18 protein-coding genes are annotated in these 19,776 nt (G+C 63.1%); 6 read left to right on the top strand and 12 right to left on the bottom strand.

Annotation, left to right across the window (positions count from 1 at the left end; all coding sequences use genetic code 11):
• Positions 1–206: 206 nt before the first annotated feature.
• The 8 genes from AC3WVQ_RS20480 to AC3WVQ_RS20445 all read right to left on the bottom strand — a co-directional run bounded on the left by AC3WVQ_RS20480 (position 207) and on the right by AC3WVQ_RS20445 (position 10,600).
• Positions 207–1,277 (bottom strand): IS110 family RNA-guided transposase, encoded by a 1,071-nt coding sequence (locus AC3WVQ_RS20480; protein WP_192373398.1) that lies wholly within the window; start codon positions 1,275–1,277, stop codon positions 207–209.
• Between the two features lie 107 nt (positions 1,278–1,384).
• The gene (locus AC3WVQ_RS20475) at positions 1,385–3,139 is read right to left on the bottom strand and encodes an IucA/IucC family protein (protein WP_492382941.1); all 1,755 of its coding nucleotides are present in this window, start codon (positions 3,137–3,139) and stop codon (positions 1,385–1,387) included.
• Complete coding sequence (locus AC3WVQ_RS20470) at positions 3,123–4,907, bottom strand: IucA/IucC family protein (RefSeq protein WP_492382940.1); 1,785 nt, start codon at positions 4,905–4,907, stop codon at positions 3,123–3,125. The genes AC3WVQ_RS20475 and AC3WVQ_RS20470 overlap by 17 nt, the downstream gene beginning before the upstream one ends.
• 102 nt (positions 4,908–5,009) lie before the next feature.
• Positions 5,010–5,300 carry a DUF2218 domain-containing protein gene (locus AC3WVQ_RS20465; protein ID WP_034787636.1) on the bottom strand — a complete coding sequence of 97 codons (291 nt, stop codon included), beginning with the start codon at positions 5,298–5,300 and terminating at the stop codon, positions 5,010–5,012.
• Positions 5,301–5,410: 110 nt separating this feature from the next.
• Positions 5,411–7,717, bottom strand: a complete 2,307-nt coding sequence (locus AC3WVQ_RS20460) for a TonB-dependent receptor domain-containing protein (RefSeq protein WP_492382939.1) — start codon at positions 7,715–7,717, stop codon at positions 5,411–5,413.
• 117 nt (positions 7,718–7,834) lie between these two features.
• Positions 7,835–8,833 (bottom strand): FecR family protein, encoded by a 999-nt coding sequence (locus AC3WVQ_RS20455; protein WP_051659105.1) that lies wholly within the window; start codon positions 8,831–8,833, stop codon positions 7,835–7,837.
• 165 nt (positions 8,834–8,998) lie between these two features.
• Positions 8,999–9,541 (bottom strand): RNA polymerase sigma factor, encoded by a 543-nt coding sequence (locus AC3WVQ_RS20450; RefSeq protein ID WP_034787638.1) that lies wholly within the window; start codon positions 9,539–9,541, stop codon positions 8,999–9,001.
• A 117-nt stretch (positions 9,542–9,658) separates the two neighbouring features.
• Complete coding sequence (locus tag AC3WVQ_RS20445) at positions 9,659–10,600, bottom strand: LysR family transcriptional regulator (RefSeq protein WP_051659106.1); 942 nt, start codon at positions 10,598–10,600, stop codon at positions 9,659–9,661.
• 96 nt (positions 10,601–10,696) lie between these two features.
• Between AC3WVQ_RS20445 and AC3WVQ_RS20440 the strand changes: the two genes are divergently transcribed.
• Positions 10,697–12,112 (top strand): aldehyde dehydrogenase family protein, encoded by a 1,416-nt coding sequence (locus AC3WVQ_RS20440; protein ID WP_060517859.1) that lies wholly within the window; start codon positions 10,697–10,699, stop codon positions 12,110–12,112.
• Positions 12,113–12,248: 136 nt separating this feature from the next.
• On the opposite strand, the gene AC3WVQ_RS20435 is transcribed toward AC3WVQ_RS20440, so the two are convergent.
• Positions 12,249–13,217 (bottom strand): TerC family protein, encoded by a 969-nt coding sequence (locus tag AC3WVQ_RS20435; protein ID WP_210333184.1) that lies wholly within the window; start codon positions 13,215–13,217, stop codon positions 12,249–12,251.
• Between the two features lie 239 nt (positions 13,218–13,456).
• On the opposite strand from AC3WVQ_RS20435, the gene AC3WVQ_RS20430 reads away from it, so the two are divergent.
• From AC3WVQ_RS20430 to AC3WVQ_RS20420, 3 genes are all read left to right on the top strand, one after another.
• Complete coding sequence (locus AC3WVQ_RS20430; protein ID WP_034787642.1) at positions 13,457–13,876, top strand: GNAT family N-acetyltransferase; 420 nt, start codon at positions 13,457–13,459, stop codon at positions 13,874–13,876.
• Between the two features lie 128 nt (positions 13,877–14,004).
• The gene (yghU, locus tag AC3WVQ_RS20425) at positions 14,005–14,919 is read left to right on the top strand and encodes a glutathione-dependent disulfide-bond oxidoreductase (protein WP_034787644.1); all 915 of its coding nucleotides are present in this window, start codon (positions 14,005–14,007) and stop codon (positions 14,917–14,919) included.
• 10 nt (positions 14,920–14,929) lie between these two features.
• Positions 14,930–15,307, top strand: coding sequence for a hypothetical protein (locus AC3WVQ_RS20420; protein WP_034787648.1), 378 nt, complete (start codon positions 14,930–14,932; stop codon positions 15,305–15,307).
• Between the two features lie 75 nt (positions 15,308–15,382).
• On the opposite strand, the gene AC3WVQ_RS20415 is transcribed toward AC3WVQ_RS20420, so the two are convergent.
• The gene (locus AC3WVQ_RS20415) at positions 15,383–16,120 is read right to left on the bottom strand and encodes a glutathione S-transferase family protein (protein ID WP_060517739.1); all 738 of its coding nucleotides are present in this window, start codon (positions 16,118–16,120) and stop codon (positions 15,383–15,385) included.
• Positions 16,121–16,317: 197 nt separating this feature from the next.
• The gene (locus tag AC3WVQ_RS20410; protein WP_492382938.1) at positions 16,318–17,082 is read right to left on the bottom strand and encodes an SDR family oxidoreductase; all 765 of its coding nucleotides are present in this window, start codon (positions 17,080–17,082) and stop codon (positions 16,318–16,320) included.
• 254 nt (positions 17,083–17,336) lie between these two features.
• Between AC3WVQ_RS20410 and AC3WVQ_RS20405 the strand changes: the two genes are divergently transcribed.
• Positions 17,337–17,810 (top strand): VOC family protein, encoded by a 474-nt coding sequence (locus AC3WVQ_RS20405; protein ID WP_034787653.1) that lies wholly within the window; start codon positions 17,337–17,339, stop codon positions 17,808–17,810.
• A 241-nt stretch (positions 17,811–18,051) separates the two neighbouring features.
• Here AC3WVQ_RS20405 and AC3WVQ_RS20400 read toward each other — a convergent pair whose 3' ends face one another.
• A complete protein-coding gene (locus AC3WVQ_RS20400) occupies positions 18,052–18,747 on the bottom strand; it encodes a type 1 glutamine amidotransferase domain-containing protein (RefSeq protein ID WP_034787656.1) in 696 nt (231 codons plus the stop codon).
• 122 nt (positions 18,748–18,869) lie between these two features.
• Between AC3WVQ_RS20400 and AC3WVQ_RS20395 the strand changes: the two genes are divergently transcribed.
• The gene (locus AC3WVQ_RS20395; protein ID WP_034787658.1) at positions 18,870–19,763 is read left to right on the top strand and encodes a LysR family transcriptional regulator; all 894 of its coding nucleotides are present in this window, start codon (positions 18,870–18,872) and stop codon (positions 19,761–19,763) included.
• The last annotated feature ends 13 nt before the right edge of the window (positions 19,764–19,776 follow it).

Genomic DNA, 19,776 nt, shown 5'->3' with positions numbered 1-19,776 from the left:
TGGGTTCGGTTTTGTTCTGACCGGCCTTTTTTGCCGATCGGCTCAATGGTCTTCGTTCCGCTGGACAGGGCCGTCCTTCGGTTCTGAACCATTCTCCAATGCGTGACCTGATGGCTTGGCTTCGGTCACAGAGTGGCGTTCGGCTCCCGGCTTCCCATTCTCCTTGAGGAGCGCAGCCCGGCACTGCTAGGCTCGCTAGAAAGTCATCAGGACAGTCGGGATTTCATTGACGCGCCTTCCGTGATGATGCTTTCGCCGCGCGGCTCGTAAGCGCGCTGGTCGCGCAGGATCTGGAAGGCGATCGTCAAAAGCTTGCGCGCCATCGCCACACGCGCCTTGTTGGTTCCTCTGATCTTCAGGTGCTCATATTGGGCGCGAAGCTGTGGATCGCTGGCGATCGCCGGGGTGACCGCTTCGACAAAAGCCCAGCGCAGCCACTTGTTGCCCTGCTTGATGATCTTGCCGTGATAGGTCTTGCCGCCGCTCGAATAGGTCGAGGGCACCAGCCCGGCATAGGCGGCCAGCTTCTTCGGGTTGCGGAACCGCGCTATGTCATCGATCTCCGCGTCGATCAGACGGGCGAAGAACTCGCCGATGCCGGGGATCGTCTTCAACAGCCTCACGTTGGGATTGGCCTTGGTCATCGCCCGGATCGTCGCTTCCGACTGCTTGATCCGCTCATCGATGTCGCCAATGAAAGCGAGGCCACGGTCGATCTGGATGCGGTCGATCTCAGAGACGTTGACCTGCGAAAGCTGAATGCGGCCGGCCTTACCAAACAGATCGCCGAGCGTCTTCAATTGCGCCGTCTGCTCCGGATAGCGATCAAACACCGTGACGATGCGGTTCTTCGTCATCGTGCGCAGCCGCACGTAGAACATCCGCTCCCGCAGGGCGACACGCAGGTCCCGCGACCGCTCGCTTGGCGCCCAGGCTTCCGGCACCAGGTCGGCGCGCAGCAAATGCGCCAGCACGGTCGCATCGATCTTGTCGGTCTTGATCTTGGCGTCGGCGATCGCCTTGACCTTCAACGGGTGGGCGAGAACGACATCATCACAAATGTCGTCGAGCCAGTCGTAGATAACCATCCAGTTGCGCGTCGCCTCGACAACCGCATGGCTGTTTTCGCGGTACCGCTCGAGAAACCCGCCGAGCGACTGGCGATCGTTCTTCACCCGGCCGGAGCGCAGCGTCTTGCCGCTGCTGTCCTGCACCACCAGATGGCTATAGGATTTGTGGTAATCAACGCCGATATGGTAATCATAGGACGCAGTCATGCTTCCAACTCCCGTGTTGAGATCTCCAAAACCCCAACAGGATAAGCCGAAAGGCCGGAAGCGTGGCTGTCCCTCAATCATCACCTGCATCTCAGTGATCCGTTCTCTCAGCGGACGCGGTCTCTTTCATGCCGCCTCCTTCGTTGAAGCATCCTTGCGGCCAAGGCGTTTGCCACCTCGTGGTGGTATTCCGGCTTGAGCGCGAGCAGCTTCCTCGTCATCAGGGATTCGGTCAGGATGCGGGGCTGGTTGCAGCCGAGCTGCGCCAGCCGCTCCGTCGCGCCGTGCTCCGCCTCGTAGGCGGCAAGCACGGTTTGAACGCGCTGCCAGAAGAGCGTTTCTGGCAGGTCGTAGCAGTGGTCGAGAAGGTGGGAGATCTCACTCAAATTGTAGACGAACAGCGTGTCCATCACCAATTCGCGCAGCGAATCCAGGTTGTCCGTCCAATAGAACTGGTCGGGCTCCGCCTCCCGGTAGATCGGCTCGAGCGACAGGAAATCCGGCGCCTTTTCCGGCGCGCGCAGAAAGCCCGGCGAAAACTCGATGCTCTCGTGAAAATCGCGCAGGATCAGCCGGGCCGGCCAGCCATCGCGATGGACGAGCAGCATGTTCTGCCCGTGCGCTTCTACCGCAAGCCCATGGTGCACCAGCAGGTGCCAGACAGGCAGGACCGCGACTTCAATCAGGCGGTTGATCCAGGGCATCAAGCCGAAGCGCTGGATCCAGTCGTCGGCGAAGGCACGCCCGTCCGCTTCGACCATCATCAGCGCGTTGAAGGGAATGACGGCCTCGCCGGAGCCAAGCGTCGCTTCCGCGTTCTCGCGCCAGATGGCTGCGACCTGTCCGGCCAAAGGGCCGTCGCTGTCGGCTATGATGCCGGCATATTCCTGCAGGACGGTGAGCGGATAACGGTCGCGAAAGGCCGGATCTCCGGCAACCATCTCGGCGATCCAGCGCGAGATCACCGGCGCCGTGCAGACCGAATGCGGCTCAAGGGTACGGCGCGACGAGGTGTTGACGATGTTGAGCGGCAGCTTGACGCTCGCGGCCAACGGTCGGTCCCGGTTCAACAGGGATCGGACCGACTGCGTCGCCGTGTATCGGTCCCCCGCCGGGCCGAGGCAAAGGGCTTCGCCCGCGGCGATCCAGCCAGAAAGCTGTCTCTCATTGAGTTCGCGCCATTGCCAGGGATGTAGCGGTACGAGACCGAACGCATCAGGCGAAACACCGCGCTCCTGCCGCTTCGCCCGGAGTTCGGACCAGGTTTCCTCCCCCAGTTCCGCTTCCCAGAAGGCATCCTCGTCACCGGGGATCGCGCAGCGAAGATGCTTGCGCGCCACCAGAAGCCAGGCAAGCTGGAACGCTCCTCCCATTTCGGGCCCATAGGCTGCATGGTCGGCGACGGAAAAGCCGGTACGCGCCTTGTAGCAGGGATGATAGGGATGGCCCTCCTCAAGCGCTCCCTCCAACTCCGCAAATGACAAAGCGCGGCGCAGCCGCGCCGGTACCTGACGCTCGTTCCAGGCGCTGAAAGCGATCGTCTGCGTGAGTTCGTTGAGCAGCTTTCCGCGCGTCGGTCCGCTGCCCGGCAGGACGGATACCAGCTGCGCCAGCGGCGGCACGACCCAGCCGTCCGCATCATCATGCATCTCTACCGATCCGGCAGCCAGCCGCAGCCGGCCAAAGGGGCCGATAGCGCCGTGGCAGCGGAACTGCCGGCCGCCGAGCGACCAGTGGAAGGTGGTGACATCCCCGCCCGTGTGCTCGCTGGCCTCAACGATACCTTCGAACAGCAGCGCGGCAACGAGCTGGCGAAGCACCCGCTCGTCCGGGCGGCCCTTGAGATCAAGAGGCAATGGCATGGTCGGTCCTCGGCGCAGTCAGAACAGCCGGCGCCCTCAGCGGGTTCGGCACGGGGCGATAAAGGGACGGCGCGTTGCTGGATTGCAGTTCGTCGACGTCGTAGAGACGCGTCGTCAGGTTGGCCTTGGAGACGATCGTCGGCATGTCGAGCACGTGACGGGCAAAGTCACGCCCGGCTCCACTCATTCGGGTGGCATAGCGCTCGAGATGCGCGCGCAGTTCGCGCAGGAGCAGGCTCTCGTCGCAGAGCCCGTCATGGCCCATGCGGCTGATCACCGAGAAGACCTGATTGACGATCAGGTAATAGGCGAAGCGATCCCGAATTTCGCTCTCGGCAAAATAGAGGGACGCGATCGTTTGCGTCTCGGGCACATGGCCGGCAATCAGGCTGCGGTACCGCTCCGAGAGATAGAAGCCCTGATTGTCCCGATAGTAGCTGACGGACGGATAGCCGGTGCCGACGTCCAGCAAGCTGTTTTGCTGGTGGGCTTCGAGCGCTATACCGTAATCGTCATAGAGGCGGATCAGCGGTTCGACGGCGCAGTCGAGATAGCGGCGGAACCAGGCAAGCACCGTGTCCGCCAGGCTCTCGCCGGCGCGCGCAGCAGCCGCCTCAACCAGCCTTGCGAGCCGGGATGGCGCACCCGGTAGCGGATCGGCCGTCAGGGCCGCGACGGTGACGACGCCCCGCCCACCGCCGTCCGCAAATGGGTTCTCCCGCAGGATGACTTCAAAGCCGCTCTCGCTGCGTCCCGGCAGCTCGAGCGTGATATAGGCGGGGTCTTGAATGATGCGGAAGTTTCGCGAGCGTTCGGCAAAACCGATCCGGTCGATCAGCTTCGCCATTGCGACACCCGCTTCGAGCTCCTGACGACGATTGAGACGCACAGAGTTGGTGATGCGCACGGGCAGGGAAAATTTAAGCATCCAGCCGGCATCGGCGCCGTAAACCGTGCGCACCGACGAGGTCGCGGTAAAGGCCGGGCCGGCGGGGCCGAGATGCCGCAGCCGCCCCTCCCCCAGCATGCCGCGGATATCGGGATCAAGCAGCAGGGCTTCAGCCTGAAGCGGATGCATCGGCAACAGATACTCGTCGTCTCCGAGCGCGATGCCGTCGGCGTCCGGCCCGACGAGGGACCGCACGATCTCGGGCGCTGCAACCGCGCGCGCGCAATCGTGCCTGATATCGCCGCGTTTTGCCGCGAAGTAGTGCAGCCTGAACTGGCCGCGCAGTTCCGGCGCGTAGCTCTCCTGCTGCCAATAGGTCATGCCCTGGCGGCTCTTCGGCGTCGGGTGCTGCCAATGGCCAAAGACGAGCGACTGCTCCGCTTCGACGAAATGACCGCCGTCCGCCGGCTCCGCCGCGGCCCTGTCGATATAGAGTGCCGTCTGCTGGTAACTTTCGAGCACGCGCATCAAGAGTTCGAGCTCGAAACCGCGCAGGGCGTCGGCCTTGGCCTCGTCGACCTGGCGGTAGCATTCGTGCACCAGGATATGGAGCGCCGAAATCAGTTCGATATGGCGCCAGGTGGCGTCGGACACGCCCCTGCCCCAGACCCTGCCGAAATGGTGTGGGCCGCAGAGCGACGGCGATGTCACCTCGGCGCGCAGGATCATCTGCTGCCTGGGCAGAGACCATTCCACGCAGTCGACGGCGCCGCCTGCGGCGCGATGCATGGCCCGGATGCCCGGATTGACTTCGCGCAGGTAGCAGTTTGCGAAGCTTTGAAAGGTGGCGATTTCTGCTATTTGCCTAGACGATTGCATCCTGATCCTCGGCACGCGACACGCATAGCCGCGCAATTGCGTTGGGCGCTTTCGACCAACACATTGAATTTTCTTGTCGGAACTAGCTTGCGAGCGGTTCGCTTAGCCGGCGGGCTGCCAGGCAAGCGGATCGGGCTCTTCCCGGAACGCGAAGCGCAGAAGATGGCTTTCGATCACCGATTTCGTGTCCGCAAGGTTGGCGTCATCGGGTGAGCGGGCGCGGATGCTCAAGCCTTCTGATGTGGCATGGAGGTAGCCGGTGCCGCAGGAAAACCTGAGCTCGGCGCGCGGGCCCTCCTGTTCGACGTCGACCTTGTGGGCGAAATGCTTGCAGAGCTGCGTCAGGTATTTCTGGCCGTCTTCCGTCGCAAAATGGGTGGTGGCTTCTTGCATCTGGAACTCCCGTTTCGGCTTTCGCTTGCGTGGGCGGCGCTTGGGTGGCCGCCTCCGCTTGTTGAGGCAACGGCCACCTGGAGGCGGCGGCCGTTGCGGTCGCGGACGCCCTAGAAAGTCGCCTTGGCGGTCAGGATGAAGGAACGGCCCGGCTCGTAGAGTGGCGTCACCGTTCCGAACTCCTGACCGTAGGTCGCCCGATCCGAATAGGTTTCGTCGAAAATGTTCTTCAGTTCGGCGCGCAGCGACAGGTTCGGCCGCTCCGGCGGCACGTATTCGACAAAGGCGTTGAAGACTTGGTAGCCCTCGAAGGGCTTGCTGCCGTCGGCAACGTCGTCGTAGTCGAGCGCAATTTCCGCGTCGGCCCCGAAAGTGACGCCCCAGTCCGTCAGCGTGTGGACCGCTTGCAGCGTGATGATCTGGCCGGCCGGCGCGGCCAGATAGGTGCCGAGATCAGAATCGGCAGGCTTGCCGTCGATCTCCACGTCGATATTGGCGTATTTCACCTTGAAAAAACCATCGCCCCAGCTGTAGCCGGCGCAGATCTCGAAGCCGCGCGAGCGGACGTCATGCGCTTCGATCCCGCGCGTGACCGCATAACGCGGCGTGCGCGCGTCATCGATATCGGTTTGGAAGACGCTGCCCTCGACGGTGAAGTCGTTGTAGTTCGCCTCCAGGCCCAGGATATAGTTGTCCGCCGTCACCGGCTTCGGACCGCTGCCATAGTTCCAGTTGGGATTCATGATGAAGTTTTCGGCGAGCGGAATGCCTGCCCAGACGTGCGAATAGCCCGCCTTGGCGGTCAGCAGGTCCTCGATGAGGTCGTACTCGCCCGAGACGTTGCCGCTGAGGCCCGAATTGTTCCACTCTTCTCCCGTCGTCCCGGTAAACTGCTGCGTGTCGCCGCGCGCACCGAAGGAGAGGCGCGTTCTCTCCCAGGGCTCGAGCCGGGCCTGGGCATAGATGCCGACATTGCGCGCCTTCTCGGTGCTGGCATCGAACATGTCGTCGAGGTCAGCCTTGTCGTCATAAAAGTCAACGCCGGCAATGACGTTACCCATGTCGAACGAGAACTTGTTCTCGAACTTGCCGTTGAAGCTGCTCGTGGTGCCGGTGGCGGGATAGGGCGGAATGTTGAGGCGCGGCGGCAGGATGATCGGAATTTCGACCTCCGTCCTGGAGTAGGCGAGCATCAGCGTTGGATCCCACCAGCCCTCCGGCGTGCTGTCGGTATAGGTAAACACCGTGTTCTGCCGGTCGAGCATGTAGTCGCGCACGCGCGGCTCCCATGGTGGGCGTCCGTCGATAAAGCCGATATTAGCGCGAAACGGACGCGGCGCGTCGTCGCGAATGCGGTCGTGGCTGATCTCGAAACGGTCGCCGCTGTCGAACTCGTAGGCAAGCTTGCCAAGCCCGCTCAACACGTCTGTCGAGGTGCCTTCCACGTCCTGCCCATTGCCGGCGGTGAAATCGTTGCCGTTGCCGAAATTGAAGTAGCCGAGGAACTCGAGCCCGTCGCGCATGCCGTATGCGGAGATCCCGGTCGTCACCGTGTTGCTGTTGAAATTGTAGCTCGACGTGACAAAGCCGCCGAAGCCGTCGCCATCGAGCAGATCGCGCGCGTCGATCGTCTCGTAAGCAATCGCGCCGGCAAGCGCCCCGGGACCGGCATCGGCCGGCGCAACGCCGGCATCGACGTTGACGGCCTTCAGCAGGCCGGGGTCAATGAGGTTGGTGCCGTTGTGGTGGAAGACCTTGTTGTTCTGTCGGCCGCCATCCATCGTGACAGCGAGGCTGGTTTCCTCGATGCCGTGGACGTAGACCTTCTGCGACATCGGCAACGAGCTGCCGACCGAAATGCCGGGCTCGCCGGAAAACACGTCGGCAATGTTGGCGGGGTTCTTGCGCTTCAGGTCTTCCGACGAGATGACGATCTCGCCGGCGCCGAGCGGCCCGGCACCGAAGGCCGAAATCGGATCGAGGACCGTTGCTCCGTCCGCAGCGACAGCAGCGCTGCCACCCGCCGACACGGCCGAGCCGACCAGCGCGGTGCCGCCCGATATCCTGTAGGAAATGCCGGTGCCCGACAAAAGCCGGGCAAGCGCCTGGTCCGCCGTCATCGTTCCGCTGACCGTCGCCGAGCGAAGCCCCTGCGAGGTGGAAGCCGCCAGGGTCACCTGCAGGCCGGACTGCCGCCCGAAGGCGTTGAGCGCGGTGGAAAGCGGCTGCGACGGGATGTCGAAGCTGCGGGCGTTGCTGACGCGCGACGTGGTCTGCTGGGCGGAGGCCGTGGAAACGGGCATCAGCGCGAGGGAGGAAAACGCGGCGATCGCCGTCGTCGTCAGCAGGCGCCGTCTTTCACGGCGACGTCCCGTATCGAATTTCAGATGTCCCTTGCGGCATTTCGGCGAACGCATTTTACCCCCGTCTCGGCATTCCACGCGGCCTTGCGGGCGCGCGTTTCCAACCAAAGACGACCGGCCCCGGATTTTTTTTCACCGGCGCGCGATTTTTTCCTGATTTTTTTACTCCAATTAAAACCGCGTCAGGATGCGGCCATAGGGGGTCACCTCGCGTACCTTGCCGCCGAAAGGCTGCACCAGCGCCTGGAGCGCCCGATCCGGATCCTTCAGATCGTAGACGCCGGTTACACGCCGCCCTGCCAGATCCGGCTGCGGAATGGAAATCCAGGCAGAATGGTAGCGCTGCAGCCGCTCGGCGGCAGCGGCGACCGTGACATCATTGACGAACATCCTGCCGCTTCGCCAGGCGCCGATATCATCCGCCGCGATCGCGCTTCGCAAGACTGCGCCGGTCGCATGGCTCACCGTCGCCATTTCTCCCGGGGCCAGTTCGAAATTCTGCTTGTGCGCGTTTGCACTATAGGAGACGGCCACCGTGCCGTGCGCCAGCTCGACGGTCGTCTCCGTGCTCGCCAGCTGCACATCAAACGCAGTCCCCAGCACGGACACCTCGACGCCACCCGCCTCGACGACAAAGGGACGCGAGGGATCGCGGGCGACGTTGAAATAGGCTTCGCCCTTCAGCAGCCTGACATGGCGGGTGCCGGCGCTGATGTCGGTGGCGATGGCGCTGCCGCCGCCCATTTCGATGATCGTCCCGTCCGCAAGCGTAATCGTCCTGTTTTGCGCCGTCTCGGTCACGTGATCGGCCTGCCACCACACGAGAAGCGACGGCAGGGAGACGAAGAGGACGAGGCAGGCAGCAAGCGCCAGCGCCACGCCGGCGACCAAGCCGCCCGTTCCCATCCGGCGACGTTGGCGGACCGGTGGCTCGACGAAAACGGACGGCCTTGCCCCACGCCATAGATGCTCGTGCACCGGCGGCACCTCACCGAGCAGCTGCCAGGTCCGCAACGCCGTCTGCCAGGCTTGGCCATGCAATTCCGACTGGCCCAGCCAGGCGCGGAACCGGGCTTGCGTGTCGCGACAGTTCGGGCGCGCCTTCAACTCGAGGAACCAATCCATGGCCTCTTCGAGCAGCGCCTCCGATATGTGGTTGTCCTTGGTCAAAGCCCTGCCTGCCGCTTGGATGTTCGACGCCCTAGCACTTTGTTTCTGTAGCCCCCAACCCCGTCAAGCGGCGTCACCGGGAAGCGGGACGCTTCCGTGGTACTTTCGCTCTGTCATAAAGACGACCAGCACCCGATTTTTTTTCACACGGGGACCCCTGAAATTCTAGGAGGCCCCACCCGCAAGCGTTGTCGCAACCCGCATCATGGCGGCGCGCACGTGGCGGTGCGCCGTCGCGACGGAGATGTCGAGATGGGCGGCGATCTCTTCGAGGGTGTAGCCGCCGAAACGGTGCATCTCGAGCGCGACCCGCACTTCCTCGGGAAGGTCTTCGAGAATGCCGGAGATGCGTCTGATTTCGTCGCTGACGAGAATGATGTCCTCGGGCGTCGGCACCTCGATCGGCATCGACCAGAACGGCGGCTCGCTCTGCTCTTCCCGCGCTTCGATCTTGCGGCGCTTCAAGAGGTCGAGGGACAGGTTGCGGACGATCTTGTAGAGATACGCGAGCGAAAGCCCGGACGGTCCGGCAGAAGGCGGATTGCCGGTGTTTGCCGGCGCAAATCGAATGAAGGCCTCCTGCACGATATCTTCGGCCGTTTCCCGCGATCCGACGATCCGCGTGGCATAGGCGACCAGGGCAGTACGGTTGGCGAAATAGACCTGATGGCGCGTATCGATGTCGACCACTGTGTCTGATCCGATCATATAATTTCGATTTGGCGCGGCGTGCGCACCCCTGCCGAGAGGCGATCTATGGCCAAGGGACCAATCGAGCGCCGTGTCTCTTAGCACGCAGAAATAAACTCGTCTGTAATACTCATGTTAAAATTTCAAGGCTGGCGAATGCGGGGTGTGAGCGGGCGCGCGGGGGCCGCCGGAACGCAGTTCCCGGACCAGATCGATCAGGGCACGCAATTTCGCCGGTACGTGCCGGCGGCCAGGAAAATAGAGACATAGCCCATCGTAGGGCGGCGTCCACTCTTCCAGCACCGGAACCAGACGCCCGGCCTCGACGTCGTCGCGGACGTGATGATCGGAGAGATAGGCCAGTCCCACCCCGCCGAGAGCCGCCTGAAGCATGAGTTCGCTGTCGTCAAGGATGAGCGGTCCCGGCGCATCGATTTCGACGCTTTCCCCGCGCCGGGAAAACTCCCAGTGATAGATCCTGCCGCTTGCCATGCGCGCCCGGATGCAGGCGTGCTGCCTCAGATCGCCCGGCAGCAGCGGCACCGCTCTTTCGCGAAAATAGTCCGGCGAACCCACGACGATCATGCGCGACTGAGGCACGACCGGAACGGCGACCATATCCGGAGGAACCGCCTCGGCGAGACGAAACCCGGCGTCGAAACCGAGCGCTACGATATCCACCAGCGCATTGTCGGTCGCAACCTCCAGCGCCATCTCTGGATATCGCCTCAGATACTCGATCAGTAGCGGCCGCAAAACCATCTTCGCCGCTCCCGGGGAGGTGTTGAGCCGCAGCATGCCGCTCGGTCGTGCCTGAGACTCCGTCGCCCGCTCGACGGCGCCGTCGATGGCGGCAAGAGCCGGCAGGATCTCGGCAACGAAAGCCTCGCCTGCCGTCGTCAGCGCCACCGATCGCGTCGTGCGGTTGAACAGGCGCACATTGAGGCGCGCCTCCAGCGCCAGGACCGCATGGCTCAACGACGAGGACGAAACCCCGAGTTCCCGGGCAGCGGCCCGAAAGCCGCCGAGCCGCGCGATTGCCGCCACCGCCTCCAGTTCGGACAGGCTCGCCTTCATTGCGCTATTTTCCTCATCAGAGTGTCTGTGATTGATGATCTTATCCTGACGATCGTTCCGATGCATATCCTTTTCATCGCAACAGGAAATCGGACGATGAAGATCATTGAGCAGATATATGTCGATGGCGCTTTCGTTGCGCCTCACGGCGACGAGCGCTTCGCGCTTTTCAATCCCGCCACGGAGGAAAAGATCGGCGAGGTCCGGCTGGGCGACAATCGGGATGCGCACGCGGCCATTGCTGCCGCGAAACGGGCCTTCCCGGCCATGCGGCAAACGACACCGGCCGAACGCATCGCCATGCTGCAAACGCTGGCGAAGGCTGTCGCCGCCAACGCCGATGCGCTTCGTGCGGCCATGACCATCGAATACGGCGCGCCGCAGTCGTTCCTCGCATTCTCCGTGCCGCACGCCGCGAACGTGTTCGACGTCGCGGCAAGGACCGTGGCCGACTACGCCTTTACCCGTCGTATCGGCAATGCGGAGGTGGTGATGGAACCCGTGGGCGTGGCCGCGGCAATCACACCCTGGAACAGCAACATCGGCTTCATCTGCACCAAACTCGCCACGGCGATCGCGGCCGGCACGACCATCGTGATCAAGCCGTCGGAGATGAGCGCTATCCAGACCCAGGTGCTGCTCGAAGTCTTGCACGAAGCGCGACTGCCCGATGGCGTCCTCAATGTCGTCAACGGCTACGGCCACGTGGTCGGCGCGGAACTCAGCCGGCATCCCGACATCGCCAAGATCACCTTCACTGGCTCCACCACGACCGGTCGGGAGATCCTGCGCAATGCAGCGGAAAGCTTCAAGCGCGTGACGCTCGAACTGGGCGGAAAAGGGCCGCAGATCCTGCTCGATGACGCGGACCTCGACCGGGCGATCCCGCATGTTCTGGCATCGGCCTTCCGCAACAGCGGGCAGGCCTGCATCGCCGGAACCCGGCTTCTTGTTCCGAAGCGAAGACATACGGAGGTGATATCGCGCCTTGCGCACGCCGTTTCCGCGCTGCGACCCGGACCTTCGAGCGATCCGGCCTCCGACATCGGCCCGATGGTGAGCGCCCGGCAGTGGGAGCGTGTCCAGGCCTATATCCGCCTGGGGCAGGAAGAGGGTGCGACGCTTCTTGTCGGCGGCGAAGGCCGGCCGGAAGGGCTGCAACGGGGATGGTTCGTCCGCCCGACCGTCTTTTCCGGTGTGACCAACGACATGCGGATTGCGCGCGAGGAAGTCTTCGGCCCCGTGCTCAGCGTTCTTTCCTACGAAACGGAAGCGGAAGCGATCGCGATTGCCAACGACACGGAATACGGATTGCAGTCCTACGTTCTTGGCACCGACGCCGAACGTATGCGCAGCATCGCCCGACAATTGGAGGCGGGGCGCGTGGTGATCAACGAAACCCCGGCCGACGCTCAAGCGCCCTTCGGCGGGTTCAAGCAATCCGGCATCGGCCGCGAATTCGGTCCCTTCGGCCTCGACGCCTTCCTCGAACCGAAGGCGATCATCGGGTGATGCCTCGCCCGGACGGCTCGACCCGACGGGTCGTCCGGGCGAGGGTCAACCCCACGCTCGGCAAGGCCAAAAAGATCGCGGCGGCCCCCTTTCGAAGGCCGCCGCGTTTCTCGTCACGGTCGGATGAGCCCGGGCGTTATGCCGGCAGTTGCTCTTCCTTGGTCTTGACCAGGCTCCAGACAACACCCGAAGCGATGATCGCGAAGGTGACACCGAGCGACAGGGCCGCGGGGAACTTCTCTAGCCCCAGGAGATCGGCGACGAAGATCTTCGAACCGATGAAGATCAGGACGACGGCCAGCGCCGGCTTCAGGTAGCGGAAGCGATGGATCATGGCAGCGAGCGCGAAGTAGAGGGCGCGCAGGCCGAGGATAGCGAAGATGTTCGAGGTGTAGACGATGAACGGGTCCGTGGTGATCGCGAAGATCGCGGGAACCGAGTCGACGGCGAAGATCACGTCGGCCACCTCGACCATGACCAGCGCCATGAAAAGGGGCGTGATGAACCAGGTCATCTTGCCGGTCTTCGGGTTGACGAGCTTCACGAAGAAGCGCTCGCCGTGATGTTCCTCGGTGACGTTGAAACGGCTGCGCATGAAGCGCACGAGCGCGTTGTCCGAAACGTTGGGCTCGGCCTCCTTCATCACCAGCATCTTGATGCCGGTAAAGACCAGGAACGCAGCGAAAATATAGAGAACCCAGGAGAATTCGGCGACGAGCGTCGCGCCGACGCCGATCATGATCGCGCGCAGCACGATAACGCCAAGGATACCCCAGAAGAGCACGCGGTGCTGGTAGATGCGCGGGACGGCGAAGAAGGAGAAGATGAGGGCGATGACGAAGACGTTGTCGAGCGCCAGGGTCTTTTCGACGACGAAGCCGGTCATATAGGCAAGGCCGGACTCGGCACCGAGATACCACCAGACGAAGCCGCCGAAGCTCAGGCCGAGGGCGATATAGAAGGCGGAAAGCTTGACGCTTTCGGCAACGTTGATCTCCTTGTTCTCCTTATGGAGAATACCAAGGTCGAACGACAGGATAGCGATCACGAGGGCGAAAAAGCTCGCCCACAGCCACAGTGGCGTTCCCAGCCACACTACAGACATGAAGGAAAAGTCCACAGACGGGTCCCCAATCGGCACATGTTGTCGGAATAAGGTCCGACATCGCAAGAGTGCCGAAGCTCTCGCCAGAGGGGCCCGGACCAGCGGGTTAGGCGGCAGATAGGAGCTCGGTTTTCCGGTATCAAGGGAGGCCCATGATTTTTTTCAAGAACTCGGCCGCGCTTGCTGGCAGCCGAGCCCTGGTGGTCAAAATCGATCCCGGCAAACTCTGAGGTTGAACCGTGACGGTAGAGAATCCGACTGAAGTACCCGCGTTCGCCTGGCGCGGCGCATTTGAAAACAAGGAACTGAATACCCTGCACGCCGAATGCTTCGAGCACGCCTTGACCGATGACGACTGGTGGAGCCAGGTCAACCGCTTCAGCCTCGGCTGGGTCACCATGCGGATCTCGGGCGCACTGACAGGCTTCGTTAATGTCGCCTGGGACGGTGGCGTGCATGCTTTCCTGCTCGATACGATGGTGACGCTACCGTTGAGGCGTAAGGGTTACGCCACGCTGCTCGTCGAAGAGGCCGTAACGCACGCCAAGGCCTCGGGCTGCGAATGGCTGCATGTAGACTTCGACCCGCATCTGCGCGAATTCTACGTCGACCGGTGCGGTTTCGTGCCGACGGATGCCGGTCTCATCCAACTTCGATAAAAAAATTCTCCAGCGTCTGGCCTTTGAGCATGGTCGTCCTCGCAGCCAAGTCGATGTGGTGGCTTGATAAACTTCCTATATAAGCGAACACGACGTTCGAGGTTTCCGCCAAGACAAGGACAGATTTGATGACCGAAAAATCCCCCGCTGACAATTTCCCCGCCGGCTATGACGTTCCCAAGGTCTGGACCTGGGACAAGGGCAATGGCGGCGCGTTTGCCAGCATTAACCGTCCGACCGCCGGCGCGACGCGCGATCAGGATCTGCCCGTCGGCAAGCATCCGTTGCAGCTTTACTCGCTGGCGACGCCGAACGGCGTGAAAGTCACGATCATGCTCGAAGAGCTGCTGGCGGCCGGCCATAAGGACGCCGAATACGATGCCTGGCCGATCCGGATCGGAGACGGCGACCAGTTCGGTTCTGGCTTCGTCGACGTCAACCCGAACTCCAAGATCCCGGCGCTGATGGACCATGCGCCCAAGGGCGGCGGCGCGCCGGTGCGCGTGTTCGAATCGGCCTCGATCCTCACCTATCTCGCCGAGAAATTCGGCGCCTTCCTGCCGAGCGAGCTTCGCGCCCGCACAGAGACCTTGAACTGGCTGTTCTGGCAGATGGGCTCGGCACCGTTCCTCGGCGGCGGCTTCGGCCATTTCTATGCCTATGCGCCGATGAAGATCAAATACGCCATCGACCGCTACGCGATGGAGGTGAAGCGCCAGCTCGACGTGCTCGATCGCCATCTCGCGGAGAACCGCTTCCTCGCCGGCTCGGAATACACCATTGCCGACATGGCCACCTGGCCCTGGTATGGCAATCTGGCGCTCGGGCAGGTATATGGCGATGCCGGTACTTTCCTCGAGGTTCAGAGCTACGAGCACGTCCAGCGCTGGACGGCCGAGATCGCCGCCCGGCCGGCCGTCAAGCGTGGCCGCATGGTCAACCGCTTGAGCGGCAACCCGTCCGAACAATTGCATGAGCGTCACGACGCTTCCGACTTCGATACGAAGACTGAGGACAAGATCGTCGAGAAGCAGACCGCCTAAGGAGAATAGAATGGCCAAGCTGGCTGATATGACGAAACACCGGGGTTTTCCCTACGCCATGCCGGGCACGGGCATCCAGTTCGTCATCCGTCGGGCCAACCCCAAGGGAGCAACGCCGATCAAGGCGTTGCCCCGCCATGCCCGGCCCGGCTCCGGGGCGCACCGCATCGATGCGGCCTTCCTCCACGCCCTCTGGCATCATTTCGGCGCGGAACCATTCGAGCGCGGCAATCTCGATGCCGCCCGGCTGAACCTCCTGTTCGGACGCGAGGTGCTGCCGGTCGACAAGGATTTCGATCCCGTGTCCTACGAAGCATTGCTCGTCATCAACGAGAAGGTTGCCCGGCAAAGCTTCCCGGAATCGTTCGTCGACGTATTCGAGGTGTGATGTCGGCGGCGGCTGGCCGCTCCAACTGTTTGAGGTGGCGCACCGCCTGCCGGTGCGCCACCTCACTTTTTTACATCACGCGCGGAGTGCGCCCGTCATCCGCAACACATCCTCAAGCGGGACAAGCCCCTTCATCGCACCGCTGCCGGTAACGGGCTCGCCATCCTCGATCGCCACTGCGAAGCGGAAGGCCGGATCGGCCTCGATGCGCTGGCGCAGCGCGTGGATGCGCGGATAGTTGCGCGCATAGTCCTTCGGATCGATCGCCTCGTGGAAATCGACCCAGCGGGCCACGCCGGCAAAGACCGCATCGGCAAGCGTCGGCCGGTCGCCGATGAGGTAATTGCTGTCGCCCATCATCGCTTCCAACTGCTTGTGACGCTTGGCGACGAACTCGCGGCCGAAGGCGCGCAAGGTTTCGCGGTATTCCTCCGTGGCGTCTTCGGATTCCAGCGCCACCCACATCGAGAAGAACGCGCCGGTGAAGCCGGTGTTGAGGAAGGCGATGAACTGGTGCATGCGGTCCGCCTCGAAAGTGCCCGGGGCGAAGCTGATGCGACGCTCCTGATCGCGCCCCTCCAGCCATAAGGCGATCGCCATGGTCTCGGTCAGCACGTCGCCCTTGTCGGTCACGAGAGCGGGCGTTTCGACCCGACCGTTGAAGCGCTCATAGGCGTCGGTGCGCATTTCCCCGAGCATGTCGACGCGGGTGAGGCGATAGGGCTGGCCGAGCCATTCGAAGGCGGTGACCAGGCCGGCGGAACTTCCGAGTGGAAAGCCTGAGGTGAAGATCGGTTCAGAGACACTGTGCATGATGTCGTTTCTCCATTGTTGATGTCATGGATATATCGACGTGGACGGCGCCTCTGTAGTCGGCCTAAATTGGACTTATCGTCTGCATATGTGGACGATCGAGATTGAAGGATCTCGGCGAACGATGCCTGATTTTCGCCGAACGCCATTGGGGCCTTCGGCAATGTATCGGATCGGTCTCTGACAGGCCCCCGCCGCTAGGCGGAGCGAGCCGGAGACGGATAGAGGCCGCCTTCGTCGGCATCGACGGTGATCGACAAGGTTACATGCCGCGGCCGCGTCAGCGCGAACAGCACTGCCTCGGCGATGTCCCGGTTCGTCGCCGCCTCGCCCTTCCGTCGACTGCCGGCCGCCTCCCATGCGCCATCAAGCGGCGAGATGTCCTCAATGTATGGCGGGTGGACGACGATCGAACGGACGGGGGTACCTGCAAGCTTCTGGCGCAGGCCATCGGCCAGGGCGGCCTGCGCCCGCTTGGCAGCATAAAAGGGCACGGACACGGTCTGGAGTGCGGCATTAGGCAGGCCGCTGATCGAGCCGATCGTGACGATATCCGGCCGGGGCGAGTGAGCGAACAAAGGCAGCAGCCCCTGGGTGAACAGGAAGGTCCCGGTAACCGCCGCGTTGACGACGCCGAGCACCGCGTCATCAGGATGATCCTCGTCACTGTCCTCGAGCCACATGGCGCCGTTGTTCACGAGGATATCGATGCGTCCGTTCTCGGCCTTGATGCCCTCGACTGCCGCAGCCACGCTTTTCGCATCCGCAAGATCGAGCGCAACGGTTTGTACCCGTCGCCCGAAAGCACGGACAATCAGTTCGGCCACGTCCGTGAGCGCGCTCTGGCTGCGCCCGCACAACACGAGAGCGCAGCCCGCTTCGGCCAATGCATAGGCCAGGGCCGCTCCGAGGCCGCGACCAGCACCTGTTACCACCGCAACAGTTCCATTCAGTTGTATCATCCGCATCCCCTAGGAGCGCGCGAAGAGAAGCCTCGCGCGCGTATCGAGGCTGCACAATTAGGTATCAGCGGTTGAATTTCCAACGGGAAAGCGCCGGATGCGACGACCCGGCGCACATGCCTTCGACGCGCGTTCCGTCGGGCAAAGGCAAGTGCGGGAAGATTTCAGGGTGGAGAAACGGGGGCACCGACCTATCTCGCAGAGCAGGTGGCGAAGGAAACGGCCCCTCCGGCTTCAAAACGAAAGGACGCGTCATGGCCAAGAATACGATCTGCCTCTGGTACGACAAGGAGGCCGAGACAGCCGCTCGCTTCTACGCCGAGATCTTTCCCGATAGCCGGGTCAGTGCCGTGCACCGCGCGCCCGGCGACTTTCCGTCGGGCAAGGCGGGAGACGTGCTGACGGTGGAGTTTACGGTCGCCGGAATTCCCTGCCTCGGCCTCAACGGCGGGCCGATGTTCAAGCACAACGAGGCCTTTTCGTTCCAGGTCGCCACCGACGACCAGGAGGAGACCGACCGCTACTGGAACGCCATTGTCGGCAATGGCGGACAGGAGAGCGCCTGCGGCTGGTGTAAGGACAAATGGGGCATTTCCTGGCAGATCACGCCAAGGGTCCTGACCGATGCCCTGGCGGCCGGCGGCGGCGAAGCAAAGCGCGCCTTCGAAGCGATGATGACCATGGGCAAGATCGACGTCGCTGCGATCGAGGCGGCGCGGCGCGGCTGAAGCCTCCGCTCCGACGGAACTTTCCGGCCCGAGACGGCTTACCCAATGGTGTGCGGGCCGTGTCAACCGGACGCGACAGGGATGGTGAACATGGCGGTTTTTCCGGTTTCCCGCCATGGCCAACGCAATGGCAGTCGAGCGCCCCACCTGTCCGGTTCGCCTCACGCTGTCGGCGACGCATCGCCGGCAGCACGATCGGGACAGACTTGCCGAACCTTTCCAAGTGCCCGGCTACGCGGGATCAGGCACTCAGGATATCGCGAAGCGCCTCGCCGACCCCAGTCGCCGACTGCGGGTTCTGGCCGGTGATCAGCCTGCCATCGACAACCACCTTCGATGTCCAGTCCGCGGCCGGATGGTGCGTCGCACCGCGCTCGACAAGCGTGCTTGCGAGCAGGAACGGGACCGTCTTGTCGAGGCCGACGGCGCGCTCTTCGGAATCGGTGAAGGCGCTGACGTTGCGGCCAGCAACCAGATAGCGGCCGTCGGAAAGCTTGACGTTTACGAGGGCTGCCGGTCCGTGGCAGACCGCCGCGACAGCACCGCCGGCCTCGAACACCGAACGCGTCACCCGGTCGACGGCGCGGCTTTGTGGCAGGTCCCACATGGCGCCATGACCGCCGGCGAAGAAAATGGCCGCGTAGCGGGCGGGATCGATATCATCGAGCCGAACCGTCGTGCGGATTGCGGCACGGAACCCTTCGTCGTTCCAGTAGCGGACATTGGTCCCGTCATTGAGGTCGAGCCCGTCGACCGGCGGCTCGCCGCCCTTGATCGAAGCAAACTCGACGGCAATGCCGGCCGCCTCGAGCACGGCAAGCGGGTGGGTGACCTCTCCAAGATAGAAGCCGGTGGGTTGGCCGCCCTCCCCCTTAGTGCCATGGCTGGTGAGCACAAAGAGCACAGGCTTTTTCGGAACGGATGTCGTCTCTGGCATCATTTTCTCCTGGTTGAAGCGAGCCTGACATTGCGGCTCTCAATTGATGCTGCTTATTTATTGCTTCCATCTGCGGCGATAAATGCGCCGCGCAGGAAATGATCTGGTCTTCAGAGGCAAAAATGCGTCGCTTCGATCACCTCGCCGATGTCGAGGCTTTCATCACCGTCATGGACAAGGGGTCGATGACCGCAGGAGCCGTCGCGCTGGCCACGACGCCTTCCGTGCTGAGCCGCGCCATCACCAGGCTCGAGACGAAACTCGGCACGCAGCTGGTGCGGCGGACGACGCGGCGCATCAGCCTCACCGACGCCGGGCGGGTCTACCTCGATCAGGTGCGAGCAGCCTTCGAGACAATCGATCAGGCCGAACGCGCCATTCAAGGCGACGGCGTTGTTGCCGGACGCGTTCGGCTCAGTGCGCCCACGACCTATGGCCATTTCCAGCTGCCGGAAAAGCTGACCCGCTTCGCGACGAGGCATCCATCCGTCACCGTCGAGCTGTCGATTGCCAACCGCAATGTCGATCTGGTCGCCGAGGGCTACGACCTTGCCATACGCCTCGGCCAGCTCCCCGACAGCGGCATGATCGGCAGAAGGCTCGAAGATGCGCCGTTGAGGCTGGTCGCCTCGCCCGATTACGTCGCGCGGCGTGGCATGCCGCGTTCTGTCGACGAGCTCGCAGCACATACCTGCCTGCCCTTCATCATGCCGAGCAGCGGGCGTCCGGCCCCATGGCTGTTGCGCGTCGCCGGAGCCGACCTCGACTGGATACCCCATGGCCCGATCCAGGTGGAGGACGACGTGCTCGGCACCGTCTCGTTGACGGAGGCAGGCCTCGGGATCTGCCAAACCTATGATTTCATCGCGCGCGACCGCCTGGCGCGCGGCAGCCTGGTCGAGCTTCTGCCGGAATTCGGTGGCCGGTCGCGCCCCTTCTCCCTCATTTATCCGCCGCACAGAAACCTACCGGCTGCGACCCGAGCATTGATCGACTGCCTCGTGGAGCAGGCCTGAGGGAAGCGCTCGT

The organism is Ensifer sp. EB106-05-01-XG146, from assembly GCF_058791875.1.
The sequence above is the reverse complement of the archived record's forward strand: the minus strand, read 5'-3'. Positions and strand labels throughout refer to the sequence as shown.